Raw genomic sequence first — 26414 nt, forward strand, 5'->3', positions numbered from 1 at the left:
TCTGTGCTCGTTAGAGGAGTCTTTGGCAGGCTTTCTACTGCCTGTCTTTCAGCGACCCTCGCATCTTAGAAGCCCAACGTGACAAGATAGTGACAGTCATAAACCCCCCCCCGGAGCGCTGCGCGCTTCCCCCCCAGGGGGGCGCCGGTGGCGGACCGGCGGAGCCGGATCCGCGCGGCCTGGCTTGGGAGGGTGGTGGCCTGAGGGGGGGGGTCTGACGGTGATGAGGGTTGGGGACGGATGGTTTGGCTCGGGGGGGAGCCTGCGTCGAGCGGCTTGGCTTTGTCTGGCGGATCTGGGGGACGGATAGAAAAGGCCCCGCTGGGCGGGGCCTGGTTCCGTTTCCGCATGGCCTGCGCGGAAGGGGTAAGGACGGGCGGGGCTATACGCCCAGCTTCTGCATCAGGTACTGGTGCAGGTTGAAGGGTTCGCGGCGGCTGCGCACGCGGACGTAGTCGCCGTCGGCCTGTTGCTGCCAGGCCAGCTGGTTGTCGCGCAGCGCGAAGGTGAAGGCTTCGTCGATGACGCGCTTCTTGAGCGTCTTGTCGTAGATCGGGAAGGCGATTTCCACGCGGCGGAAGAAATTGCGGTCCATCCAGTCGGCCGACGACAGGTACACCGTCTCGGCGCCCTCGGCGTAGAAATAGAACACGCGCGAGTGCTCCAGGAAGCGCCCGACGATGGAACGCACCCGGATGTTCTCGGACAGCCCCGGCACGCCGGCGCGCAGCGCGCAGACGCCGCGCACGATCAGGTCGATCTTCACGCCCGCCTGGCTGGCCTTGTAGAGCTCCTCGATGATCTGCTCTTCCAGCAGCGAGTTCATCTTGGCCATGATGCGCGAACGCTTGCCCGCCTTGGCGGCGCGGGCCTCGGCGCGGATCAGCGCCACCATGCCGTCGTGCATGGTGAACGGCGACTGCATCAGCGACTTGAGCGAGCGGCGCGCGCCCAGGCCGGTCAGCTGCGCGAACACCTTGTCCATGTCCTCGCACAGCTTGGGATCGGCGGTCAGCAGGCCGAAGTCGGTGTACAGGCGCGCGGTGCGCGGGTGGTAGTTGCCGGTGCCCAGGTGGGCGTAGCGGCGCAGGCGGCCCTTTTCGCGCCGCAGCACCACCGCCATCTTGGCATGGGTCTTGTGCGCCACCACGCCGTAGACCACGTGCGCCCCCACCTCTTCCAGCTTGGAGGCCCAGTTGATGTTGGTCTGCTCGTCAAAGCGCGCCATCAGCTCCACCACCACCGTCACTTCCTTGCCGGCGCGCGCCGCGGCCAGCAGGATCTTCATCAGCTCGGAATCCTCGCCGGTGCGGTAGATGGTCTGCTTGATGGCCATCACGTCCGGATCCAGCGCGGCGGCGGTCAGGAAGTCGATGACGGGCTGGAACGACTGATAGGGATGATGCAGCAGGCGGTCCTGCTCGGCCACGGCCTCGAACAGCTCGGCCGGCTTGTCGCCGACGCGGTCAAACGGCGCCGGCACCGGCGCGCGGTAGTCGGGGAACAGCAGGTCGGGCCGGTTGGGCGAGTTGCACAGCTGCATCAGGCGCGACAGGTTCACCGGACCCGGCACGCGGTAGGTGTCCTCGGCCTTGAGCGAGAACTCGCGCTGCAGGAAGGTCTCCAGCTCGACCGGCGTCAGCTTGTCGATCTCCAGGCGCACGGCGGCGCCGAAGTTGCGCTGCGACAGCTCGCCCTGCAGGGCGTGGCGCAGGTTGGTGACTTCTTCCTCGTCCACGAACAGGTCGCTGTTGCGCGTCACCCGCCACTGGTAGCAGCCCAGCATCTCCAGCCCCGGGAACAGCTCGCCAACGAAGGCGCGCAGCAGCGAGGTCAGCAGGATGTAGCCTTCCGGATGGCCGGACAGCTCCGGCGGCATCTTGATCAGGCGCGGCAGCGCGCGCGGCGCCTGCACCACGGCGATCGAGGCCTGGCGGCCGAAGGCGTCGGCGCCGGACAGCGAGACGATGAAGTTCAGGCTCTTGTTGTAGACCCGCGGGAACGGGTGCGCCGGGTCCAGCCCGATCGGGGTCAGCAGCGGCATCACGTCGCGGTTGAAGACCTCGCGCGCCCATTCCTGCTGCTCTGCGTTCCATTCCGACGCATGGTGCAGCGCGATACCCTCGGCCTGCAGCGCCGGCAGGATGGCGTCGTTGAGCAGCGCGTACTGCCGCCCCACCAGTTCGTGCACCGCCTGCTGCACGTTCTCGAACGCCTGGTCCGGCGTCATGCCGTCCGGGCCGACCGAGTTGGGCGACTGGCGTTGCTGCTCTTTCAGGCTCGAGATCCGGATCTCGAAGAATTCGTCCAGGTTGGAACTGACGATACAGACATAGCGCAGCCGTTCGAGCAGGGGCGTACTGGGATTCTCAGCCATCGCCAGCACGCGTTCGTTGAATTTGAGCAGCGACAACTCGCGATTCAGGAGCAAGGGCTCGGCGGGCGGGCGTGTGGTCATACCGGATTCCATACGTAGGGAGAGCGTGGAGTTTTACTGCAAAATAGTGACGGTTCTATGACACAACGCCAAATGCGTAGCGTACGACAAAACCGGGACGCATGGAGCATGGTCTCCCGCCGCCAACTGCCTGTTCCATAAGCGAAAACCCGCAGCGGAAGGCGCTGTCATATGGGGTCTCTATAATCAGGCCACCTCACAGCCAATATTACGAGCCGCATGGATCAACTTCTGGCCGCCGTGGACCTCGGGTCCAACAGCTTCCGCCTCTCCATCGGACGCATCGTTCAGCAGGACGGTACGCCCCAGATCTACCAGATCGATCGCCTCAAGGAAACCGTCCGGCTCGCCGCCGGGCTGGACGCCGAAAAACGCCTCGGCGACGACGCCATCGAGCGCGCCATCGCCGTCCTGGAACGTTTCGGCGAACGCCTGCGCAGTTTCCATCCCAACCGCGTGCGCGCGGTCGCCACCAACACCTTCCGGGTGGCGCGCAATACCCGCGATTTCCTGCCCCGGGCCGAAGCCGCCCTGGGCTTCCCGATCGAAGTCATCGCCGGCCGCGAAGAGGCCCGCCTGATCTTCTCGGGCGTGGTCCACACCCTGCCGCCCTCGCCCAACAAGCGCCTGGTGATCGACATCGGCGGCGGTTCCACCGAAGTCATCATCGGCAAGGGCCACGAACCCGGCCTGATGTCGTCGCTCTACATGGGCTGCGTCAGCTACAGCCGCCAGTTCTTCTCGGACGGCATCGTCGACGCCCACCAGATGAAACAGGCCGAACTGGCCGCGCGGCGCGAGATCGAAGTCATCGCCAAGCAGTACCGCAAGACCGGCTGGAAGGAAGCCTACGGCTCCTCCGGCACCGCCAAGGCGCTGTACGCCATCCTCACCGAAGGCGGCATGTCCGAGCGCGGCATCACCCGCGCCGGCCTGAGCAAGCTGAAAGACCGCATCGTGCGCGCCGGCCGCGTCATCCCGTCCGAGCTGCCCGGCATCAAGGTCGAGCGCGCCGACGTGCTGCCCGGCGGGCTGGCCATCATGAGCGCGCTGTTCGACGAACTGGGCATCGACGTCATGCACACCGGCGACGGCGCGCTGCGCCTGGGCGTGCTGTATGACCTGCTGGGCCGCGACGACGAGCACGACAAGCGCGACGAGTCGGTGCGACAGTTCATGAAGCGCTATCACGTCGACGTCAATCAGGCGCGCCGTGTGCACCGCGCCGCGCTCAGCCTGTTCGACACGATGATGCCCGAAGGCGCCGAACGCGCCGAACTGCGCGCCGCCCTGGGCTGGGCCGCCGACCTGCACGAAGTGGGCCTGTCGATCGCCCACAACGCGTACCACAAGCACACCGCCTACGTGCTCGAGAACGCCGACATGCCGGGCTTTTCGCGCGCCGACCAGCAACTGCTGGCGCTGCTGGCGCTGGGCCACCAGGGCAAGCTGAGCAAGCTCGAGCCGCTGGTGCGCAACCGCGCCCAGTGGATCGCCATTCTCAGCCTGCGGCTGGCCGTGCTGCTGTTCCGCCGCCGCGGCGAGATCGACCCCCTGCCCCTGACCGCGTCCATGCGCAACGACTCCATCGTGGTGCGCGTGAACCGCGACTGGCTCGCGCAACACCCGCTCAGCGACTTCACGCTGCGCGCGGAAGAAGCCGAATGGTCGAAGGTGGGATTCTCGTTCGAACTGCTCGAGTTCTGAATCGCGTCCTGAAAACAGCACGGCCCCGGACAAGTCCGGGGCCGTGCGGCGAAGCAGGCTTCAGGCGCTAGAACGGCGAGAGATCCGTCTCGCGTTCGAGCTGTTTGAGCTCCAGGCGGAATGGCCGCGTTGCCCGCCGAATCAGTTTGATCTTCATACGGCGGAACAAGCGGCGCATGATCAGCGCTGACCGTTGGCCGTGGGTTGATCCAGGCCGAAATGGCGGCGGTAACGCTCGTCCATGCCGTCCATCTTCAGCAGCACCGGGAAGTCGGCGGCATTGAAATCCGGGTCCCAGGCAGGTTCGCCGCAGACCGTTGCGCCCAGCTTCAGGTAACCCTTGATCAGCGGCGGCACACGGGCCGGCAGCGTGCTGTTGAGCTTTTCCACCGGGTAGCGGTGCAGCGGCGTCACGTGCGGCTGGCCTTCTTTCGGCAGCTGCTTGGAAATGGTGCGCCACACTTCGGCGGCGGTGACGCCGTCGTCGCGCAGGCTGACGCTGGCGCAGCCCAGCACGTACTGGTAGCCGCCGCGGCGCAGGTATTCCGCCAGGCCGGACCACAGCAGCATGATGACCGCGCCGTTGCGGTAGTCGGCGTGGGTGCACGAGCGCCCCACTTCCACCAGTTCGTCGCGGATCGGGCCGAGGCCCGCCAGGTCGAATTCGGATTGCGAGTAGTAGCCGCCGGCCTCGCGCGCCTTTTCGGGCGTGAGGATGCGGTAGGTGCCCACGACACGGCCGGTGTCGAGCTCGCGCACCATCAGATGCTCGCAGAAGGGATCGAAGCGGTCGTGCTCGATTCCGTCCTGGGCATCGGGAAAGACCGCGCCCATGTCTTCGGTGAAGACGTCATAGCGCAGGCGCTGGATCTGTTCAATTTCCTCGGCCGTGCGCGCCAGGCCGACCACCAGCACCCGTGCGGCGGGGCCCGTCCACGGTTCTGTAGCATTACGGCTTGGGTTGATGCGTGCTAGTTCCAGCATTGCGCGAAGCTCCTAGAGAGTCCGGTCAGTTTGGACGCCCTGTATGTCAAAGACTTGACCAATATGTTACGTGACTATGAAGTTTAGTTCGGAGCGGTGCGGCCTTAATCCCGCAAAGTTCGACAAAACTTTACAAAACAATACTTATTTCTCACAAACAATGGCCATTCATCGCAAAGCAATGAATGGCCATGTCTGGTCCCGGTGGATTTGGCGTTATCCCAGGCTGGCCGCCAGCTTCTCGGCGGAGGTCACGGCCAGGGTTTCATCCTCGGCCTCGACCATGAGACGCAGCTTGGGCTCGGTGCCCGAGGCGCGGATCAGGACGCGGCCGCGGTCACCCAGTTCGGCCTCGACCGCCTGGCGCGCGGCGGTCAGGCCCGGATGGGTCTTCCAGTCCTGGCCCGGCGTCAGCGGCACGTTGATCATCTTCTGCGGGTACATGCGCAGGTCCTTGATCCACTCGGCCATCGAGACATGATTGCGGCGCAGCGCGGTCAGCACCTGCAGCGCCGCAACGATGCCGTCGCCGGTGGAGTGGCAGTCCAGGCACAGCAGGTGGCCGGAGCTTTCGCCGCCGTAGAGCCAGCCGCGCGCCTGCATCTGTTCCAGCACGTAGCGGTCGCCCACGTTGGCGCGCTCGAAGCCCACGTTCAGGCGTTGCAGCGCGCGCTCGAAGCCGAAGTTGGTCATCAGCGTGCCGACCACGCCGTCCACCTTGCCGCGCTGCATGCGCTCGCGCAGGATGGCGTACAGCAGCTCGTCGCCGTTGTAGATGCGGCCGTCGCCGTCCACCATCTGCAGGCGGTCGGCATCGCCGTCCAGCGCGATGCCGAGCTGGGCGCCGCGCGCCTTCACTTCCTTGGCCAGTTGCTCCGGGTGCAGCGCGCCCACGCCCTTGTTGATGTTGAAGCCGTCCGGGTGCACGCCGATGGCATGCACTTCGGCGCCCAGCTCGCGGAACACGTGCGGCGCGATGTTGTAGGCGGCGCCATGGGCGGCGTCCACCACGATCGTCATGCCGTTCAGGTCCAGATCGTTGGGGAAGGTGCTCTTGCAAAATTCGATGTAGCGGCCCTGGGAGTCCGACATGCGGCGCGCGCGGCCCAGTCCTTCGGAACTGACACAGCCCAGCGGCTCGTCCAGGGCGGCCTCGATGGCGGCCTCGATCTCGTCGGGCAGCTTCATGCCCTGGGCCGAGAAGAACTTGATGCCGTTGTCCTGGTAGGGATTGTGCGAAGCGCTGATCACGATGCCGGCGACCAGGCGCAGCGCGCGGGTCAGGTAGGCCACGGCGGGGGTGGGGATCGGGCCGGCCAGCAGCACGTCGATGCCTGCGGCCGACAGGCCGGCTTCCAGCGCCGACTCCAGCATGTAGCCGGAGATGCGGGTGTCCTTGCCGATCACGACCTGCGGGCGGCTGCCGCCGCGCACCGCGTGTTCACGGGCCAGCACGCGGCCGGCGGCGTAGCCCAGGCGCAGGGCGAATTCCGCGTTGATCACCGGGCCGCCGACTTCGCCGCGCACCCCGTCGGTACCAAAATACTTGCGTTGAGTCATGAAGTGATTGCTCCTTGTTCGGCCGCCTGCCAGACCTTGAGCGCGTCGACCGTGGCCGCCACGTCGTGCACCCGCACGATCGAGGCGCCACGGGCCACACAGGCCAGGGCGGCGGCAATGCTGCCAGCCAGCCGGTCGCCGACCGGCCGGCCGGTGGCCTGGCCGATCATGTTCTTGCGCGACAGGCCGATCAGCAATGGATAACCGCCGCTGCGCAGGCTGGACAGCCGACGCAGCAATTGGAAGTTCTGGTCGGCGGTCTTGCCGAACCCGAAACCGGGGTCCAGCACGATGCGTCGGGGGTCGATCCAGGCGGCGCGCAGCTTCTGTGCGCGCGCCCCCAGGAAGAGTCCGATTTCGCCGATCAGGTCGGAATATTCGGGCGGCGTCGCCTGCATCGTGCGCGGCTCGCCTTTCATGTGCATGACGCACAGCCCGCAGCGCGACTGCGCCACCGCCTCGATGGCGCCGGGCTGCCGGAAGCCGTAGATGTCGTTGATCATGTCGGCGCCGGCATCCAGCGTGGCGCGCATGACCTCGGGCTTGAAGGTGTCGATCGACAGCGGCACGCCGCAGTCGCGCAGCGCCTCGATCACCGGCAGCAGCCGGTCCAGTTCGTCGGCGACCGACACCGGATCAGCGCCGGGCCGCGTCGACTCGCCGCCCAGATCGAGGATCTGCGCGCCTTCGTCGATCAGGCGGCGCGCATGCGCCACCGCGGCGTCGGTATCGTCGTGCTGGCCGCCGTCGGAAAACGAATCCGGCGTGACATTGACGATACCCATGACAAGCGGGCGCTCGAGATCAAACTCGAAGCGCCCGCAAAGGAAGTTATTCGCCATAACTCAGGACGAAAGACCTCAGACCGCGGCTGCCGTGTTACCGCCGGCGGCCAGGCCGGTCGGAGGCGTATCAGACGTATCCGACGGGCCTTGCGGCGTCTTCGGGGGACGCGGGGGGCGGCCCTCGATGATGTCGTTGATCTGGTCGGCGTCGATGGTTTCCCATTCGAGCAGCGCGGCGGTCATGACTTCGACCTTGTCGCGGTTGTCTTCCAGGATCTTGCGCGCGACGCCGTACTGCTCGTCGATGATGCGGCGGATCTCGGAATCCACCTTCTGCATGGTGGCTTCGGACATGTGCGTGGTCTTGGTCACGCTGCGGCCCAGGAAGACCTCGCCTTCGTTCTCGGCGTAGACCATCGGGCCCAGCTCGTCGGTCATGCCGTAGCGCGTGACGATGTCGCGGGCGATGGCCGTGGCGCGTTCGAAGTCGTTCGAGGCGCCGGTGGTCATCTGGTCCATGAAGATCTCTTCGGCGATACGGCCGCCGAACAGCACCGCGATGGTCGACAGCAGGCGGCTCTTGTCCATGCTGTAGCGATCGGTCTCGGGCAGCTGCATCGTCACGCCCAGCGCGCGGCCGCGCGGGATGATGGTGACCTTGTGGACCGGGTCGGTCTTGGGCAGCAGGCGGGCAACGATGGCATGGCCGGATTCGTGGTACGCGGTGTTCTTGCGTTCCTCTTCGGGCATGACGATCGAGCGGCGCTCGGCGCCCATGATGATCTTGTCCTTGGCCTTTTCAAAGTCGGACATATCCACCGTGCGGCCATTGCGGCGCGCGGCGAACAGGGCGGCTTCGTTGACCAGGTTGGCCAGGTCGGCGCCCGAGAAGCCCGGGCAGCCGCGCGCCAGGATGGTCGCGTCGACGTTGGGCGACAGCGGCACCTTGCGCATGTGGACCTTCAGGATCTGCTCGCGGCCGCGGATGTCGGGCAGCGGCACCACGACCTGGCGGTCGAAGCGGCCCGGACGCAGCAGCGCCGGATCCAGCACGTCGGGACGGTTGGTGGCGGCGATCACGATGACGCCCTGGCCCGACTCGAAGCCGTCCATTTCCACCAGCATCTGGTTCAGCGTCTGCTCGCGTTCGTCGTTGCCGCCGCCCAGGCCGGCGCCACGCTGGCGACCGACGGCGTCGATTTCGTCGATGAAGATGATGCAGGGCGCGTGCTTCTTGGCGTTCTCGAACATGTCGCGCACGCGGGCCGCGCCCACGCCGACGAACATTTCAACGAAGTCCGAACCGGAGATGCTGAAGAACGGCACCTTGGCTTCGCCGGCGATGGCCTTGGCCAGCAGCGTCTTGCCGGTACCGGGCGAGCCGACCATCAGCACACCGCGCGGAATGCGGCCGCCCAGCTTCTGGAACTTGCTGGGGTCGCGCAGGAAGTCGACCAGTTCCTGGACGTCTTCCTTGGCTTCATCGCAGCCGGCCACGTCGGCGAAGGTGATCTGGTTGGTGTTCTCGTCGAGCATGCGGGCGCGCGACTTGCCGAAGCTGAACGCGCCGCCCCTGCCGCCGCCCTGCATCTGGCGCATGAAGAACACCCACACGCCGATCAACAGCAGCATGGGGAACCAGGACACGAAGATGCTCATCAGCAGCGACTGCTCTTCGCGCGGCTTGCCCGACACCTGCACGCCGTACTTGAGCAGGTCGGAGACCATCCAGAGGTCGCCCGGCGAGGTCAGCGTGTAGGCGCGGCCCGCGTCCGGCGTGACGTAGAGCACGTCGCCGCCAGGGCCACCTTGCACGTCCACCTTGCGGATACGGCCCGCTTTGGCGTCATCCATGAACTGCGTGTAGGTCACGCCGTCCTGGGTCTGCGCGCGTCCGTCGAACTGCTTGAAGACCGTGAATAGCACGAGGGCTATCACCATCCAGACGGCGACTTTCGAAAATGAATTATTCAAGGTCGATCTCCTGCTTTCGATTCCGACCGGCGACCGCGCACCCGCATATGGCACAGTCACAAGTATGTCAATAGCCCATTCTACCCTGTCGGACCGGGTTGCGTCCTGGGAAGGGGCGGGGCCGCTAAGTTACGTCTGATTCGTGATTTTGCTGGTCGTTGTCTCGGCAGGCCGGCCGCCATCGGGCCGGTAGGTTCTTGTGACCGGGGCACGGGCCCCGGCGCGGGCTATTTCAGATCGCGGGCAACCAGAAAGGTTTCGGAGGACTTGTCCCGCGACGCCTTCGGCTTACGCTCGACCACCCGCTTGAAGTGCTGCTTGAAGGTTTCCACGATCTGCGAAAAGCCGGTTCCGTGGAATGCCTTGACGATCAGCGCCCCGTTGGGCTTGAGGTGAGCGAGGGAAAACTCCATCGCCAGCTCGCACACGTGCTGGATGCGCGCGGCGTCGGCGATACCCACGCCAGATAGGTTGGGGGCCATGTCGGAAATTACAAGGTCCACCGCGCGCGATCCGACCATGTCTTCCAACTGTTTCAAAATGTCATCTTCGCGGAAGTCGCCCTGGATGAATTCGACGCCCGCCACGGGCTCCATGGGCAGCATGTCCAGGGCGATGATGCGCCCGTCCACCACCCCGCCCGGCCCCGCCAGGCGCTCACGCGCCACCTGCGACCAGCTGCCGGGGGCCGAGCCGAGGTCGACGACCAGGTCGCCGCGGCGCAGCAGTTTCTCGGTGTCGAGAATCTCGATCAGCTTGAAGGCGGCGCGGGCCCGGTAGCCCTTCTGTTGCGCCATCTTCACATAGGGATCGTTGATGTGCTGGTGAATCCAGTCTTTGGAGAATTTATTCTTGGCCATTACCGTACAATTCCACGCATGCCTATATTAGAACTTACCTCTCGTGAGCGCAGCGACCTTCGGTCCGCCGCTCACCCTCTGCGCCCCGTCGTCCTGATCGGCGACAATGGCCTGACCGAAGCCGTGCTCAAGGAAATCGACCTGGCACTCACTTCCCACGGCCTGATCAAGGTCCGGGCCGGCGGCGACGATCGCGAGGCCCGCGAGGCCATGCTGTCGACGATCTGCGACACCCTGTCCTGCGCCCCGGTGCACCACCTGGGCAAGACCCTGATCCTGTTCCGCCCGCTGGCCGGCAACATCAAGCCGCCGGTGCTGGCCGCCCTTGAGCCGGAACGCCCCGCCAAGCGCCGCGCCTCCGAGCCGCATACGCCCAAGAAGCTGGCCGCCGAAGGCAAGACCCTGGCCAAGCGTCCGCGCCGTTCCGAGACGGAAGAGCCCAAGCCGAAGACGCGCTTCGTGCCGCAGGACCAGCTCAACAAGAACGGCAAGCCGATGCGTCCCGGCACCAAGAAAACCACTTCCGGCAGCCACGGCATCCCGCGCCGCGCCGGCAGCGCACTGAGCCTGCGGGCCGGGGCACGCAGCGGCACCAGCCGCAAGTCGTCGCCCAAGCGATAGTACCGCCAGGCACAAAAACGGGCGCTTTACGCGCCCGGTCCACCATAGTGTTCCGCAATCTTGCCGCGGGAATCCTTCCGGATGCCCGGTTCGGTCTATGGTGTTTTGCTGATTTTACCGCTTAGGGCAAGCGTTAGATGTAACGCACGCCCAGGACTTCATACTCGCGAACGCCAGCCGGGGCCTTGACCTCGACCACGTCGCCTTCGCTCTTGCCGATCAGCGCGCGGGCCACCGGGCTCGACACGGAGATCAGGTTTGCCTTGATATCGGCTTCGACGTCGCCGACGATCTGGTACGTCACGCGATCACCCGAATCCAGGTCCTCGATGTCGACGGTGGCGCCGAACACGGCACGACCTTCGGCCTCGAGCGAGCTCGGATCGATCAGGTGGGCATTGGAAAGCGTGCCCTCGAGCTCGGCGATCCGGCCCTCGATGAAACCCTGGCGCTCGCGAGCCGCGTCATACTCGGCGTTCTCCGACAGATCGCCCTGCGCGCGCGCTTCGGCGATAGCGTTGATGACGGCGGGACGTTCCACGGTTTTCAGCCGCTGGAGCTCTTCTTGCAAGCGCTCGGCCCCGCGCACGGTCAAAGGAATGGCAGACATGTCGTTTCCCAAACAAAAGTAGAAAACGCCCCCGACGGAGCGTTCTCGGTGTGAAGGTCCTGGACCTGACGCATGGGCGCCGTCGGAAGCGGAATCGGACGGGCAACGTCTTGAGCGGAACGGCCAGGGGCGGGCAAGGCTGAACCCGATGGATCCCCCGCTGCCCGCTCGGGCCGGCCCGCCGGACGAATGCGGCAAGCTGCGACCAAAACAAAACCCCGGCTCGGGTCGGAACCGGGGCAATCAAGGTCATATTGTGGTCAAAGTCCACGGGAATTGCAAGCCACCGGAGAAAACGGCGTTTTCGGCGTATTTCGGCGCTGTAACCCGCTAAAACCCGTCGTTTCCCGGATCGGCGCCGGCGTTGCGTAAAAGATACTCAACAGTAGGGACAAACCCGGCCGCCGCGGGGTTTATGTAAAAACGCCATGTTGTATTCAATAAAAAAGGTATAACCGACAAACTGGCCCATTAATAACAATTAAATACATGCCGGTATTCGCCGGCATTTTCCTGTTTTAAGCGAAGGGATACGCGGGTCTGCCGTTTCGGCCACGCGTAAAGCGATTGATTGTGCGTGTTGCAGGTTGGGCGGACGCATCGCAGTCATCCGGGCGCGACGTTCGTCCCTCTATCGCAGCGCTGGCGTGCAAAGGATCCGCGCCTGCGGTGGAGCGCGTTCAAGAACGGGAGCTCCCATGCTGGAAAAACTGAAAGTCCGTACGGGCATGATGCTGGTGCTGGCCTGCTTTGTGATTACCCTGGCGCTGGCTTGCGGCTTGAGCTGGATGAATGCCGAAAACAGCGTGCGGGAAATCGAGGACCTGAATAATGTGGCCGTGCACCAGGTCGATCCGCTTTATGAATCGAACGCCGCGTTGCTGCGCACCCGGCTGTCGCTGGCCGCGAGCATCGCCGATCTGCAGGCCGGCGCCAACGACCAGGCGGCCAGCGCGGAAGCCGCCGCCGCCGAGCAGCTGAAACTGGCGCGCGAGCGCTTCGACCGCTATATGGCGGTGCCCAAGAGCGAGCGCGGCCAGGAGCTGGCGCTGGTCCTGCAGGGCCGCTTCAACGCCTACGCCGCCGGGCTGGACGAACTGGACGCCGCGCTCAAGGAGCGCTCGGTCGCGCGCTACCAGCAAAACGAAGCGCGCGTGCGCCAGGCCGACGCCGATTTCGCCAAGGACATGCAGGTGTTCCTGGCGCGGGTCCAGGAGCGCAGCGACAGCGTGCTGGACCGCTCTCAGACCACCTATTCGACCGCCCGCATCTCGGCCATCGTGCTGCTGTCGGTGGCGTTGCTGCTGGCGGTGCTGTGCTGGGCCTTCATCCGCCGCGGCGTGCTGCTGCCGCTGCAGGACGCGGGCCGGCATTTCGACCGCATCGCCGCCGGCGACCTGACCCAGCGGGTCGACGCCCGCTCCAGCAACGAGATCGGCACGCTGTTTTCCGCGGTGCGGCGCATGCAGGACGGCCTGACCCGCACGGTGACGACGGTGCGCCAGGGGGTCGAGGAGATCAACGTCGGCGCGGCCGAGATCGCCGCCGGCAACGCCAACCTGTCGACCCGCACCGAGGAGCAGGCGGCCGCGCTCGAAGAGACCGCCTCGACCATGGAAGAACTGGCCGCCACGGTCAAGCAGAACGCCGAGAATGCCGCCCAGGCCAACCAGCTGGCGGCGGTGAGCATGGAGGTGGCGCAGCGCGGCGGCCATACCGTCGGCCAGGTAGTGGCCACCATGCAAGGCATCTCCGACAGTTCGCGGCGCATCGCCGACATCGTCTCGGTGATCGACGGCATCGCCTTCCAGACCAATATCCTGGCGCTGAACGCCGCCGTGGAGGCGGCCCGCGCCGGCGAACAGGGCAAGGGCTTCGCCGTGGTGGCGGGCGAGGTGCGCACCCTGGCGCAACGCGCGGCGCAGGCGGCCAAGGAGATCAAGGCGCTGATCGAGACCTCGGTCGAAACCGTGGCGGCCGGCTCGTCCCAGGTGTCGGCGGCCGGCCAGACCATGGAGGAAATCGTGGTCTCGGTGCAGCGGGTGGCCGACATCATGGGCGAGATCTCGGCGGCCTCGGCCCAGCAGGCCGGCGGCATTGACCAGGTCAGCCTGGCGGTCTCGCAGATGGATGAGGTGACGCAGCAGAACGCCGCGCTGGTGGAAGAGGCCTCGGCCGCCGCCTCGGCGATGGAAGACCAGGCGCGGCGCCTGGCGGAAGCGACCGCGGTTTTCAAGACCCAGTCGGGCCAGGTGATCGAGGTGGCGCCGGTGCAGGTCGGCGGCAGGACGCAAGCGTCGCGCCTGTCGCGCTCCTGAGCGAGGTGGCGCGGCCGCGGCCGATCACAGCCGGTCGCGGCTCCGCCCCGCCCTACTTCTTGCGGCGCAGCAACGCGTACAGGATGATCGCGCCGAAGGTCGCGGTACCGATGCCGCCCAGCGTGAAATTGCCCAGCTTGACGGTGAAGTCGCCCGCGCCCAGCACCAGCGTGACCGCGGCCACGATCAGGTTGCGGTTGTCGCTGAAATCGACCTGGTTCACCACCCAGATGCGGGCCCCGGCAATGGCGATCAGGCCGAACACCACCACCGACATGCCGCCGAGCACGGGCCCGGGAATGGTCTGGATCAGGGCGCCGAACTTGGGCGAGAAGCCCAGCACGATGGCGATCAGCGCGGCGATCACGAACACCAGCGTCGAATAGATGCGGGTCACCGCCATCACGCCGATGTTCTCGGCGTAGGTGGTGACGCCGGTGCCGCCGACGGCGCCCGAGACCATGGTCGCCACGCCGTCGCCGACGAAGGCGCGGCCCAGATAGCGGTCCAGGTCCTGGCCGGTCATGGCGCTGACCGCCTTGACGTGGCCCAGGTTCTCGGCGACCAGGATGATGGCCACCGGCACGATCAGGCCCATGGCCTCGGCCTTGAAGACCGGCGCGGCGAAGTGCGGCAGGCCGAACCAGGCGGCGGCCGACACGGCCGAGAAATCGATCGGCTTGCCCAGGTTCAGGCCGTTGGCGAAGATCGCGTAGACCACGCAGGCCAGGATCAGGCCGACCAGGATCAGGAGGCGCTGCACCATGCCCTTGGTGTAGACGGCGATGCCGCCCACGCACAGGATGGTGACGATCGCCATGGCGCTGTCGAAGCCCGAGGCGCCCATGGCGCCCTTGGCGGCGATCGGGGCCAGGTTCAGGCCGATCACCGCGACCACCGCGCCGGTCACGACCGGCGGCATCAGGGTGTCGATCCAGTTGGCGCCGCCGCCGGCGCGGCCGTTGGCGATCCAGACCAGGACGCCGATCAGCGTGTAGGCCAGGCCGCAGGCGATGATGGCGCCCAGCGCCACGCCGATATTGGCGTTGGCGCCGCCGCCGGCATAGCCGGTGACGGCGATGACGCCGCCGATGAAGGCGAAGCTGGACCCCAGGTAGCTGGGCACGCGGCCGCCGACGAACAGGAAGAAGATCAGGGTGCCGATGCCCGACATCAGGATGGCGACGTTGGGATCGAAGCCCATCAGCAGCGGCGCCAGCACGGTGGAGCCGAACATCGCCACCACGTGCTGGGCGCCCATGGCCACGTTCTTGGGCCAGGACAGCCGTTCATCGGGGGCGATGATGACGCCGGGCTGGGCGTCGTCCGCCAGGCGCCAGCGCGGAAAATAGGTCTTGGACATGGATTCCCCGGGAGTGATTGGTGTGAGCGGGCGCCAGTGTAAAGGGGGCCGGGAACGGGCGGCAACTTAAGTTCCCCGGCCAGATGCCGTATTAGTGGAAACCCCAGTCAATCCTTCTGCCCCGGAGACTTCCATGGCCATCGATTCCATCAGCGGCACCTCGCGCATCGGCAGCATGGCGGACCTGTGGGCCCAGAAGATCCAGGCCAACAAGGAAGCCAAGGACGCCAAGGCCGGCGATCCGGGCGTCAGCGTCACGCCCGACGGCAAGATCCGCGTCAACAGCGCCGGCGCCGCGAAGGTGGGCCAGACCCAGGAAACCGAATCGTCCGAAAACGACGACTATTACACCCAGGTGATCAAGGAACTGCAACGCCAGCTCAAGCGCGTCATGGAGCAGATCGCACGCGTGCGCGACAGCAATGCGTCGGCGGAACAGAAAGCCACCCAGATGCAGGCGTTGAACGGACAGGCGCAGCAGATCATGGGCCAGATCCAGAAGGTGATGACCGAGAAGATCAAGGCGATGGCCAAGGCCACCGGCGGCGTCTCGGCCACGGCCTAGCTTTCTTCCCGCGGGTTCTCCCGAATGCCCGCCACACTGATGGCGCGCATCAAAATTTGTGATTGGACTGGCGGCGCATGCAGCCGCTAAGGTCTCCGGACAAATCAAAAAACCACGGAGACAAACCATGCATGCAATGCGCACAGCCCTTGCAGGGGCGCTGCTGGCCGCCTGCGCCGCCCCCGCCCTGGCGGGCACCGTCACGGTGATCACGTCGTTCCCGAAAGATTTGACCCAGGCCTACAAGACCGCGTTCGAGAAGGCCAACCCCGGCATCACGCTGGAAATCCTCAACAAGAACACCGTGTCCGGCATCGCCTACGTGCGCGAGACGCCGGCCGGGCAGCGTCCGGAAGTGTTCTGGGCCAGCGCGCCGGACGCCTTCGAGGTGCTGGGCCGCGACAAGCTGCTGGCCAAGTCGGCGGACGTCGCCAACAAGGACGTGCCGGACAAGATCGGCAACTACCCCATCAACGACCCGGGCGGCATGTACCTGGGCCAGGCGCTGGCCGGCTACGGCATCGTCTACAACACGCGCTACATCGCGGCGCACAAGATCCCTGCGCCGGTCGAATGGAAAGACCTGCTGGCGCCGCACTGGTTCGGCCACGTCGGCATCACCTCGCCGTCGCGCTCGGGCACCATGCACCTGACGGTCGAGACCATCCTGCAGGGCGAAGGCTGGGACGACGGCTGGAACACGCTGCTGCGCATGTCGGGCAACAGCAGCGCCGTCACCGAGCGTTCGTTCGGCGTGCCGGACGGCGTCAACAACGGCCAGTTCGGCGCGGGTCCGGTGATCGACTTCTTCGGCCTGTCGAGCAAGTACTCGAAGTTCCCGGTGGAATTCGTCTATCCCTCCGAGACCGCCATCGTGCCGGCCAACATCGCGCTGATCGACGGCGCCAAGAACACCGAGGAAGGCAAGAAGTTCATCGCCTTCACACTCAGCCAGGCGGGCCAGGAACTGCTGCTGGAGCCGAAGATCTCGCGCCTGCCGGTGCTGCCGTATTCGGCGCTGGGCGGCAAGGTGCCGCAGGGTTATCCGGATCCCGCCGAGATCGCGCGCCGCAGCAAGGTGCAGTTCAACGCCGACCTGTCGCAGACGCGCTATTACGTGGTGCAGTCGCTGTACGACCAGACCGTCACGTTCCGCCTGAAGGAACTGCAGGCGGCGACCAAGGCGATCTACGACGCCGAGGCCAAGCTCGGCGACAAGGGCAAGAGCGGCAAGCCGGCCGAACTGCTGGCGCAGGCCCGCAAGCTGGCCTGGGCGCCGCTGGTGGACGGCAAGCAGGCCGCCGATCCCGAGTTCCTGAAGATCTTCAGCGGCAACAAGAAGGACGCCGCGGTCAACCAGCAGATCACCAAGCTGGAAGGCGAATGGAACGGCACGGCCAAGAGCAATTATGAGCAGGCCGTGAAGCTGGCGCGGGAAGCCGCGGCGCTCTGAGCCCGGCTCGCGCCGGACGGGGGGCTCGCCCCGTCCGGCCGCCGCCCCGCCGCGGGCGGCCTGTCTTGAACCATTACGGGAATCTCGATGAATCTTCCGGGCCATTCACGCCTGCCCGCCGGCCCCGTGCTGGCCGCGCTCCTGGTGCTGGGTTTCCTGGCGCTGTTCCTGGCCGTGCCGGTGGGCACGGTGTTCTACAGCGCCTTCGTCAACGCCGACGGCGGGTTCACCATCGGCCACTTCGGCGCCTTCTTCAACCAGCCGCTGATGCTGGAGGCGTTCTTCAACAGCCTCTACGTGGCCGGCTGGTCGGCGCTGCTAGCCTCGCTGATCGCGGTGCCGCTGGCGTACTTCACGGTGCGCTTCGACTTCCGCGGCGCGCTCATCATCCAGACGCTGGGCGTGCTGCCGCTGATCATGCCGCCCTTCGTCGGCGCGGTGGCGATGCAGCTCATCTTCGGCCGCTCGGGCAGCGTCAACCTGCTGCTGAACGACTGGTTCGGCTTCACCATCCCGTTCATGGAAGGCCTGAACGGCGTCATCTTCGTCGAGGCGCTGCACTACTTCCCGTTCATCCTGATGAACCTGGTGGTGGCCCTGCGCAACATCGACGGCGCCATGGAAGAAGCTGCCTTCAATCTGGGCGCGCGCGGCTTCCGGCTGTTCCGCCGCGTGATCTTCCCGCTGGCGCTGCCGGGCTACGTGGCCGGGACCTCGCTGGTGTTCGTCAAGGTGTTCGACGATCTCGGCACGCCGCTGGTGCTGGGCACCACCAACATGCTGGCGCCGCAGGCCTATCTGCGCATCACGCAGGTGGGGCTGGAGGATCCGCTGGGCTACGTCATCAGCGTCATCATGATCGCCTTCTCGATCCTGGCGCTGTGGCTGTCGGCGCGGGTGCTCAAGGGCCGCGACTATTCCACGCTGCAAAAGGGCGGCAACTCGATCCAGAAGCGCAAGCTGCGGCCGGCGGAAAGCGTGCTGGCCTATGGCTGGATCATCCTGGTGCTGCTGCTGGTGCTGTCGCCGCACATGGGCGTGCTGCTGCTGTCGCTGGCCAGCGTCTGGAGCTTCGCGCCGCTGCCGGACGGCTACACGCTGGCGCACTACAGCGCGGTGTTCAGCGAGTCGCAGGGCATGATCGCCAACACCCTGCTCTATTGCGGCCTGGCGGCGGGCGTGGACGTGATCCTGGGCACCGCCATCGCCTACCTGATGCTGCGCACCCGGCTGCCGGCTCGCCAGTGGCTGGACTTCCTGGCCTCGGCGGCGCTGGCGATCCCGGGCATCGTGCTGGCGATCGGATTGCTGCGCACGTTCCGCGGGGTGGAAATCCCGGGCACCGGCACGCTGCTGACCTCGTCGTGGATCATCATCATGATCGCGTACTCGGTGCGGCGGCTGCCCTACGCGCTGCGCTCGTGCGTGGCCGCGTTGCAGCAGATCAACGTATCGCTGGAGGAAGCGGCGCAGTCGCTGGGCGCGACGCGCATGCGCACCATCCGGCGGGTGGTGGTGCCGCTGATGGCCGGCGGCATGCTGGCCGGCTTCGTGACCAGCTTCGTGACGGCGGCGGTGGAGCTGTCGGCCACCATCATGCTGGTCACCAAGGACAGCCAGGCGCCGATGAGCTATGGCATCTATCTGTACATGCAGAGCGCGGCGGGCCGGGGTCCGGGCGCGGCGCTGGGCGTGCTGGCGGTGGCCGCGGTCGCCATCGGCACCTATGTCTCGCACCTGCTGGTCGAACGGGCCCAGTCGCGCCAGCGGCCGGCGCGCCACGACGAGACGGCCTGAATCAAGGGGAATCGACATGAAGAAAGTCAGCGTTGAATGCCGCAACATCCGGCTGTCGTATGGCAAGACGGAAGTGCTCAAGGACGTCAACATCAACATCGAACCGGGCGAGTTCTTCGCCCTGCTGGGGCCGTCGGGTTCGGGCAAGTCCACCCTGCTGCGCCTGATCGCGGGCTTCAACCGGCAGGACGCCGGCCAGTTGCTGGTGGACGGCAAGGACATCAGCGCCATTGCGCCATGGAACCGCAACATCGGCATGGTGTTCCAGAACTACGCGCTGTGGCCGCACATGACGGTGTGGGACAACGTCGCGTTCGGGCTGGTCGAACGCAAGCTGCCGCGCGAGCAGATCCGCGCCAAGGTCGAGGCCGCGCTGGAACTGGTGGGCCTGTCGCAATATGGCCGCCGCCGTCCCAACCAGCTGTCCGGCGGACAGCAGCAGCGCGTGGCGCTGGCGCGCACCATCGTGATCGAGCCGCAGGTGCTGCTGCTGGACGAACCGCTGTCCAACCTGGACAAGAAGCTGCGCGTGCAGATGCGCCAGGACCTGCTGAGCCTGCAGCGGCGGCTGGGCATCACCACCATCTTCGTCACCCATGACCAGGAAGAGGCCATGACCACCGCCGACCGCATGGCGGTGCTGGATCATGGCGTGGTGCAGCAGATCGGCGCGCCCAGCACGCTGTTCGACTACCCGGTGAACCGCTTCGTGGCCAACTTCGTCGGCACCATGAACGTGCTGGAGGGCGAGGTGCGCGAGCGCACCAGCGGCAGCGTGGTGCTGGCGGTGGAAGGCGTGGGCGACCTGCACCTGCCGCTGGCGGCCGAGGCGCCGGCGGCGCAGCGGCTGGCGGCGAGCTTCCGGCCGCACACGGTGCAGATCGAGATGGCCGACGGGCTGGGCGATGCGCGCTACGTGTGGCTGCCGGGCGTGGTGGAAAGCAGCGAGTTCCTGGGCGAATTCACCCGCTACCAGGTGCAGATCGGCGAGCAGCGCCTGACGGCCGACCAGTCGCACCTGGCGGGGCTGTCGCCGTTCCCGGTGGGCGCCCCGGTGTCGATCGGGCTGGAGCCGACCCAGGTGCGGCTGCTTGCCGCCTGAGCCGGCTTCCCCTACAAAGGCGGCATGGAAATCTATCAGATCCGCGCCTTCGTCACGGTTGCCCGCCTGGGCAACCTGACGCGGGCCGCCGAAGCGCTGTCGCTCACCCAGCCAGCCGTCACCGCGCAGATCAAGGCGCTGGAGCAGAGCCTGGGCGTGGCGCTGTTCGACCGCAGCGGCGGACGGCTGGCGCTGGCCAAGGCCGGCGAGATGCTGCTGCCCACCGCCGAATCACTGCTGGTGCTGGGCGCGCAATTCAAGTCCGAGGCGCAGCAGCTGCAGGGCAGCCTGCAAGGCGTGGTGGAGCTGGGCCTGCCCAGCGAAAAGCCCGACTTCCTGCGCCTGGGCGAACTGGCCGCGGCCATCACGCAGCGGCTGCCGCTGATCGAATTGAAGACGCAGATCCAGCCCACCGTGGTGCTGGCCGAGCAGGTCAGCACCGGCCGGCTGCCGGCGGCGCTGACCATCGCCGCGCACCCGCCGCGCGGCGTGCTGTGGCTGCCGCTGCGCAGCGTGCGCTACCGCATCGCCTTGCCGACCGAACACGCCGCGGTGCTCAAGCGCGGCGGCTGGCGCGAGGTGGCGCAATTGCCGTGGCTGGACGGGCCGGCCGGCAGCCATACCCACCTGCTGCTGCGCGACATGTTCGAACGCCACGGGCTGTCGCCGCGCATCGCCATGCAGAACGACGATCAGGCCAACCTGGAGGCGCTGGTGCGGGCCGGCGCCGGCTGCGCGCTGCTGCGCGAGGAGACCGCGCTGGCCGGCGCGGCCTCGGGCGACTTCATGGTGTGGGGCCAGGCGCGGGCCGACGCCATGCTGGGTTTCATCCTGCCTTATGAACGCGCTAGCGAGCCCGCGCTGGTCGCGTTAAGCTCGATCATTCAAGCCATCTGGAAGCCGCGCGCGCCAGTCGCGCCCGAGCCCCTCTGAGCCGGCCGGCCCGCCGCCCGCGCCCTTCCCTACCGTATCGACACCGCAATGACTGAAATCTGGTTCATCCGCCACGGCGAAACCGACTGGAACCGCCAGCGCCGACTGCAAGGCTGGCAAGACATCCCCCTGAACGAATTCGGCCGCAACCAGGCCGGCCTGCTGGCCTCGCGCCTGCGCGAAGACGCCCGCAGCACGCCGATCGATGCGATCTACAGCAGCGACCTGCAACGCGCCCACGCCACGGCCACGCCAGTGTCCGAACAGCTGGACCTGCGCGTGCGGGTCGAACCCGGCATCCGCGAGCGCGGCTTCGGCGTGCTCGAAGGGCTGGACCTGGAACGCATCGACGTGCTGGCGCCGGAAGCCGCGGCCGCCTGGCGCAGCCGCGATCCGCTGCGCGCGCTGGACGGCGGCGAGACGCTGGGCCAGTTCCAGTCGCGCGTCATTTCGACGGTCGACGACGTGGCCAGCCGCCATGACGGCGAACGCATCCTGATGTTCACCCACGGCGGCGTGCTGGACATCATCTGGCGCCACGCCAGCGGCGTGCCGCTGAACGCGCCGCGCGACGCGGCGCTGCTGAACGTCAGCATCAACCGCGTTGGCGTGCGCGGCCGCCAATGGGAAGTGCTGCATTGGGGCGACGTGGGCCATGTGGCCACGGAAGTGGGCGACGACGTGGTGCCGTGACGGCCGGCGCCGGGCCTGCGTCCGGCACGCCCGCCCACCCCGGCGGCTGCATGATCGCCGGCTCAGCCGGCCTTGTCCGCCTTGCGCGGCTTGCGCGGCGCGTTGCGCGCCAGCCGGTCGTAGACCGCGTTGGGCAGCAGCCGCATCAGTTTCGCCACCACGCCCATCTGCCACGGGATCACCGTGTATGACGTGCCGCGGCCGATCGCCGCGTGGGCGCGCTGCGCGAACTTGTCGGCGTCCATCAGGAACGGCATCTTGTACGGGTTATGGGCCGTCATCGCGGTCCTGATATAGCCTGGCGCAATGGTGACGACACGGATGCCGTCGCCCCACAGCTCCAATCGCAGGCTCTCGCAGTAGGTCACCACCGCCGACTTGGACGCGCTGTAGGCGCCCGCGCCCGGCAGGCCGCGCACGCCGGCGACACTGGCGATCCCCACCAGCCTGCCGCCCCCCGCCGCGCGCATCGGTTCGACGAAGGGCTCGAAGGTCGCCACGGTCGCCAGGAGGTTGGTGTCGACGATGGCCTTGAAGACCTCGTAGTCCTCGTGGTGCCCGGTCAAGGTGCCGGCGCTGATGCCGGCGCTGGCGATGACCACGTCCACCCGCCCCTGGCAGAACGCGATGAAGTCCTGCGCGGCCGCGTGCAGCGCCTGGCGGTCGCAGACGTCCACGGCATAACAGCGATGCTGGCCGGGCAGGCTGTCGGCCAGTTCCCGCAGCGCGTCTTCGCGCCGGCCCAGCAGGCCAAGCGTGGCGCCGCTGGCGGCGTAACGCTGCGCCAGCGCGCGGCCCAGGCCGCTGCTGGCGCCGGTGATGAAGACTCTGTCCATGCTCGCCCCGGGTCGGATGAAAAAAGGCGGAGCCTCTCTGAAGAGAGGCTCCGCCCGCTATGCTACAGGAACGCCGGCGCCGGGGTTTACAGGAAGATCAGCGCGAAGATCGCCGCCACCAGCGCCCATTTGGACAGGTAGTACAGCGGCTTGCTCTTTTTCTTGAGCGCCTTGCCGAAGCGGCGCACGGCATACACCGCGCCGAAGATGCGGTTGATGCCGCCGGTGGCGTCGCCTTCCTGGTTGGGCGCGGCGGCCGCGCGCAACAGGAAGCCGCCGACCACGCGGTTGAACGCCCGGGCCCAGCGGTAACGCATGGGCCGCTCGACGTCCGCGAACAGGATGATCCGGTTCTGGTCGGTCTTGTTTTCGGCGTAATGGATGAAGGTCTCGTCGAACACGACCGCCTCGCCGTCGCGCCAGTAGTATTCCTGGCCGTCGACGTTGATGTAGCAGTCGGGGCTGTTCGGCGTGATCAGGCCCATGTGAAAGCGCAGCGAACCGGCATACGGATCCCGGTGGCGCGGCAGGCGGCTGCCCGGCGGCAGCGAAGCGAACATCGCGGCCTTGATGGTCGGAATGCCCGCCAGCAGCTTGGTCGTGACCGGACAGAGGGCCTCGGCCGACGGATGGTCGGCGTCGTACCACTTCAGGTAGAAGCGCTTCCAGCCCGTCTTGAAGAACGAGTTGAAGCCCGCGTCGTTGTACTTGTCCGAGGCCTTGATGTGACCGTCACCATACAGGTTGACGGCCTCGGCCCGGATTTCCTCGCAGCGGTCCAGCAAGACCTTCAGCTCCGGGAACTGGTCCAGATCGAGATAGGGCTTGTTGGGCACGCTGGAGAATGCGTACATGAAACAGTTCAGCGGCGCCGTGAAGGTGGAATGATCCAACGCCTGCCGCGAGAACTTGTGTCGGACGCGGCCACGGTAGTGAACTACCGTGGCGCATACGATAAACAACGCCAGAATGAACCACTTCATTCTTTTGCCTCACTTCACTTGCGGCGCGCCCTCTGCGCGCCCAAGCGCTATTTGTCCAACAAGGACGCGTGAAGTTCCTGCAACGGATACACCTGCAGGCCCAGACCCTGACGCAGATATTGCATGCCCTCGACGGCCGCGCGAGCGCCGGCGATGGTGGTGAAGAACGTGACGCGGGCCGCCAGCGACTGCGTCCGGATGGTGCGCGAGTCGACGATGGCGTTGCGACGCTCTTCGACGGTGTTGATGACCAGCGAGATCTCGCCGTTCTTGACCATGTCGACGATGTGCGGACGGCCTTCGGTGACCTTGTTGACCCGCTGCACCGGAATGCCGGCCGCTTCGATCTCGGCGGCCGTGCCGCGCGTGGCCACCAGCTTGAAGCCCAGGGCATGCAGGCCGCGCGCCACTTCCACGGCGCGGGGCTTGTCCTGGTTCTTCACGCTGATGAACACCGTGCCGGATTCCGGCAGGCGCACGCCAGCGGCCAGCTGCGACTTGACGAAGGCTTCGCCGAAGCTGGTGCCCACGCCCATGACTTCACCGGTCGACTTCATTTCCGGGCCGAGGATGGTGTCCACGCCCGGGAACTTCACGAACGGGAACACGGCTTCCTTGACCGAGAAGTAAGGCGGCACGACTTCCTTGGTGATGCCCTGGGCCGCCAGCGTCTGGCCGGCCATGGCGCGCGCGGCGATCTTGGCCAGTTGCAGGCCGGTGGCCTTGGACACGTAGGGCACCGTGCGCGAGGCGCGCGGGTTCACTTCCAGCACGTAGACGTCGCCGCCCTGGATGGCGAACTGCACGTTCATCAGGCCGCTGACGTTCAGGGCCTTGGCCATCATGCCGGTCTGGCGCTTGATCTCGGCGATGACGTCGGCCGACAGCGAGTAAGGCGGCAGGCTGCAGGCGGAGTCGCCCGAGTGCACGCCGGCCTGCTCGATGTGTTCCATGACGCCGCCGATGAAGACGGTTTCGCCGTCGGCCAGGCAGTCCACGTCCACTTCGGTGGCGTTGTTCAGGAAGCGGTCCAGCAGCACGGGCGAGTCATTGCTGACCTTCACGGCTTCGCGCATGTAGCGCTCGAGGTCCTGCTGCTCGTGCACGATTTCCATCGCGCGGCCGCCCAGCACGTAGCTGGGACGCACCACCAGCGGGTAGCCGATCTCGGTGGCGTGAGCCAGGGCCTCGGCTTCGGTGCGGGCCGTGCGGTTGGGCGGCTGGCGCAGGCCGAGCTTGTTCAGCAGCTTCTGGAAGCGCTCGCGGTCTTCGGCGATGTCGATGGATTCCGGGCTGGTGCCGATGATCGGCACGCCGTTGGCTTCCAGCGCGCGCGCCAGCTTCAGCGGGGTCTGGCCGCCGTACTGGACGATCATGCCGACCGGGTTTTCCTTGTGGACGATTTCCAGCACGTCCTCGAGCGTCAGCGGCTCGAAGTACAGGCGATCGGACGTGTCGTAGTCGGTGGAGACGGTTTCCGGGTTGCAGTTGACCATGATGGTCTCGTACCCGTCGTCACGCAGCGCCAGCGCGGCATGCACGCAGCAGTAGTCGAACTCGATGCCCTGGCCGATGCGGTTCGGGCCACCGCCCAGCACCACGATCTTCTTGCGGTCGGTGGGCGCGGCTTCGCACTCTTCCTCGTAGGTCGAGTACATGTAGGCCGTGCGGGTGGCGAATTCGGCGGCGCAGGTGTCGACGCGCTTGTAGACCGGGCGCACGTTCAGCTGGTGACGCAGCTTGCGCACTTCCGATTCCACGGTGTCCAGCAGGAAGGCCAGGCGGCGGTCGGAGAAACCGCGGCGCTTCAGTTCCCACAGGGTGGCGTAGTCCAGGTCGGACAGCGTCTTCTGTTCGAGCGCCAGCTCGATGTCGACGATTTCCTTGATCTGCGACAGGAACCACGGGTCGATGTGCGTGATGTTGTGCACTTCGTCCAGCGTGAAGCCTTGCGCGAAGGCGTCGCCCACGTACCAGATGCGTTCCGGACCGGGTTCGCCCAGCTCGACCTGCAGCTTTTCGCGGTCGGTGGTCTTCTGGTTCAGGCCGTCTACGCCGACTTCCAGGCCGCGCAGCGCCTTCTGGAACGATTCCTGGAAGGTACGGCCGATGGCCATGACTTCACCCACGGACTTCATCTGGGTGGTCAGGCGCGCGTCGGCGGTGGGGAATTTCTCGAAGGCGAAACGCGGCACCTTGGTGACCACGTAGTCGATCGACGGCTCGAACGAGGCGGGCGTGGCGCCGCCGGTGATTTCGTTCTTGAGCTCGTCCAGCGTGTAGCCCACGGCCAGGCGCGCGGCGACCTTGGCGATGGGAAAGCCGGTGGCCTTGGACGCCAGCGCCGACGAACGCGACACGCGCGGGTTCATCTCGATGACGATCATGCGGCCGTTCTCGGGGTTGACCGCGAACTGCACGTTCGAGCCGCCCGTGTCCACGCCGATCTCGCGCAACACCGCGATCGATGCGTTACGCATGATCTGGTATTCCTTGTCGGTCAGCGTCTGGGCCGGCGCCACGGTGATCGAGTCACCGGTGTGCACGCCCATGGGGTCCAGGTTCTCGATGGAGCAGACGATGATGCAGTTGTCCGCCTTGTCGCGGACCACTTCCATCTCGAATTCCTTCCAGCCCAGCAGCGACTCTTCGATCAGCAGCTCGCTGGTGGGCGAGGCTTCCAGGCCGCGGCGGCAGATGGTTTCGAACTCTTCGGCGTTGTAGGCGATGCCGCCGCCCGAGCCACCCATGGTGAAGCTGGGGCGGATCACGGCGGGGAAGCCCGAGGTGCCGACTTCCGTGGCGATGCGGC

At 66.6% G+C, this 26414-nt stretch carries 20 protein-coding genes; 9 read left to right on the forward strand and 11 right to left on the reverse strand.

What is annotated here, in order from left to right; genetic code table 11:
* Nucleotides 1-382 precede the first annotated feature (382 nt).
* Nucleotides 383-2458: a polyphosphate kinase 1 gene (gene ppk1 / locus AOZ53_RS24410; protein ID WP_054428413.1), complete on the reverse strand. Its 2076-nt coding sequence runs from the start codon at nt 2456-2458 to the stop codon at nt 383-385.
* A 219-nt stretch (nt 2459-2677) separates the two neighbouring features.
* Here ppk1 and ppx point away from each other — a divergent pair, with 219 nt between their 5' ends.
* Complete coding sequence (ppx, locus tag AOZ53_RS24415; protein ID WP_054428414.1) at nt 2678-4165, forward strand: exopolyphosphatase; 1488 nt, start codon at nt 2678-2680, stop codon at nt 4163-4165.
* A 180-nt stretch (nt 4166-4345) separates the two neighbouring features.
* Here the strand turns inward: ppx and AOZ53_RS24420 are convergent, their stop codons facing one another.
* The 5 genes from AOZ53_RS24420 to AOZ53_RS24440 all read right to left on the reverse strand — a co-directional run bounded on the left by AOZ53_RS24420 (nt 4346) and on the right by AOZ53_RS24440 (nt 10328).
* Nucleotides 4346-5149, reverse strand: coding sequence for a GNAT family N-acetyltransferase (locus AOZ53_RS24420; protein ID WP_054428415.1), 804 nt, complete (start codon nt 5147-5149; stop codon nt 4346-4348).
* 216 nt (nt 5150-5365) lie between these two features.
* Entirely contained in the window at nt 5366-6709 is a 1344-nt protein-coding gene (gene glmM, locus AOZ53_RS24425; RefSeq protein ID WP_054428416.1) for a phosphoglucosamine mutase, read from the reverse strand.
* On the reverse strand, nt 6706-7551 hold the full coding sequence (gene folP / locus AOZ53_RS24430; RefSeq protein ID WP_054428417.1) for a dihydropteroate synthase: 846 nt from the start codon (nt 7549-7551) through the stop codon (nt 6706-6708). The genes glmM and folP overlap by 4 nt, the downstream gene beginning before the upstream one ends.
* 18 nt (nt 7552-7569) lie before the next feature.
* Nucleotides 7570-9468 (reverse strand): ATP-dependent zinc metalloprotease FtsH, encoded by a 1899-nt coding sequence (gene ftsH / locus AOZ53_RS24435; RefSeq protein ID WP_006390684.1) that lies wholly within the window; start codon nt 9466-9468, stop codon nt 7570-7572.
* Nucleotides 9469-9695: 227 nt separating this feature from the next.
* Nucleotides 9696-10328 (reverse strand): RlmE family RNA methyltransferase, encoded by a 633-nt coding sequence (locus tag AOZ53_RS24440; RefSeq protein ID WP_054428418.1) that lies wholly within the window; start codon nt 10326-10328, stop codon nt 9696-9698.
* Nucleotides 10329-10346: 18 nt separating this feature from the next.
* On the opposite strand from AOZ53_RS24440, the gene AOZ53_RS24445 reads away from it, so the two are divergent.
* The gene (locus AOZ53_RS24445; RefSeq protein ID WP_020926788.1) at nt 10347-10949 is read left to right on the forward strand and encodes a YhbY family RNA-binding protein; all 603 of its coding nucleotides are present in this window, start codon (nt 10347-10349) and stop codon (nt 10947-10949) included.
* A 133-nt stretch (nt 10950-11082) separates the two neighbouring features.
* Here the strand turns inward: AOZ53_RS24445 and greA are convergent, their stop codons facing one another.
* Entirely contained in the window at nt 11083-11559 is a 477-nt protein-coding gene (gene greA / locus AOZ53_RS24450; protein WP_006390687.1) for a transcription elongation factor GreA, read from the reverse strand.
* Nucleotides 11560-12257: 698 nt separating this feature from the next.
* On the opposite strand from greA, the gene AOZ53_RS24455 reads away from it, so the two are divergent.
* A complete protein-coding gene (locus AOZ53_RS24455; RefSeq protein ID WP_054489662.1) occupies nt 12258-13877 on the forward strand; it encodes a methyl-accepting chemotaxis protein in 1620 nt (539 codons plus the stop codon).
* A gap of 52 nt (nt 13878-13929) precedes the next feature.
* Here the strand turns inward: AOZ53_RS24455 and AOZ53_RS24460 are convergent, their stop codons facing one another.
* Nucleotides 13930-15240, reverse strand: a complete 1311-nt coding sequence (locus AOZ53_RS24460) for a solute carrier family 23 protein (RefSeq protein WP_054428420.1) — start codon at nt 15238-15240, stop codon at nt 13930-13932.
* A gap of 133 nt (nt 15241-15373) precedes the next feature.
* Between AOZ53_RS24460 and AOZ53_RS24465 the strand changes: the two genes are divergently transcribed.
* From AOZ53_RS24465 to AOZ53_RS24490, 6 genes are all read left to right on the forward strand, one after another.
* The gene (locus AOZ53_RS24465; protein ID WP_054489664.1) at nt 15374-15805 is read left to right on the forward strand and encodes a FlxA-like family protein; all 432 of its coding nucleotides are present in this window, start codon (nt 15374-15376) and stop codon (nt 15803-15805) included.
* Between the two features lie 127 nt (nt 15806-15932).
* Nucleotides 15933-17258: an ABC transporter substrate-binding protein gene (locus AOZ53_RS24470; RefSeq protein WP_054428422.1), complete on the forward strand. Its 1326-nt coding sequence runs from the start codon at nt 15933-15935 to the stop codon at nt 17256-17258.
* An 87-nt stretch (nt 17259-17345) separates the two neighbouring features.
* Nucleotides 17346-19055 carry an ABC transporter permease gene (locus tag AOZ53_RS24475; protein WP_054428423.1) on the forward strand — a complete coding sequence of 570 codons (1710 nt, stop codon included), beginning with the start codon at nt 17346-17348 and terminating at the stop codon, nt 19053-19055.
* A gap of 16 nt (nt 19056-19071) precedes the next feature.
* Complete coding sequence (locus tag AOZ53_RS24480) at nt 19072-20157, forward strand: ABC transporter ATP-binding protein (protein ID WP_054489666.1); 1086 nt, start codon at nt 19072-19074, stop codon at nt 20155-20157.
* Nucleotides 20158-20181: 24 nt separating this feature from the next.
* Nucleotides 20182-21090 carry a LysR family transcriptional regulator gene (locus AOZ53_RS24485; protein ID WP_054428425.1) on the forward strand — a complete coding sequence of 303 codons (909 nt, stop codon included), beginning with the start codon at nt 20182-20184 and terminating at the stop codon, nt 21088-21090.
* 48 nt (nt 21091-21138) lie between these two features.
* Nucleotides 21139-21783, forward strand: a complete 645-nt coding sequence (locus tag AOZ53_RS24490; protein ID WP_054478471.1) for a histidine phosphatase family protein — start codon at nt 21139-21141, stop codon at nt 21781-21783.
* Between the two features lie 62 nt (nt 21784-21845).
* Here the strand turns inward: AOZ53_RS24490 and AOZ53_RS24495 are convergent, their stop codons facing one another.
* The 3 genes from AOZ53_RS24495 to carB form a co-directional block, all read right to left on the reverse strand.
* Nucleotides 21846-22619 carry an SDR family oxidoreductase gene (locus tag AOZ53_RS24495; RefSeq protein ID WP_054428427.1) on the reverse strand — a complete coding sequence of 258 codons (774 nt, stop codon included), beginning with the start codon at nt 22617-22619 and terminating at the stop codon, nt 21846-21848.
* Nucleotides 22620-22705: 86 nt separating this feature from the next.
* Nucleotides 22706-23602, reverse strand: coding sequence for a lipid A hydroxylase LpxO (gene lpxO / locus AOZ53_RS24500; RefSeq protein ID WP_054428428.1), 897 nt, complete (start codon nt 23600-23602; stop codon nt 22706-22708).
* 47 nt (nt 23603-23649) lie between these two features.
* Nucleotides 23650-26414 (reverse strand): carbamoyl-phosphate synthase large subunit (gene carB, locus AOZ53_RS24505; RefSeq protein WP_054489668.1); only part of this gene is annotated, 2765 nt, incomplete at its 5' end.

The organism is Achromobacter sp. 2789STDY5608621, from assembly GCF_001299375.1.
Lineage (GTDB): Bacteria > Pseudomonadota > Gammaproteobacteria > Burkholderiales > Burkholderiaceae_B > Achromobacter > Achromobacter insuavis.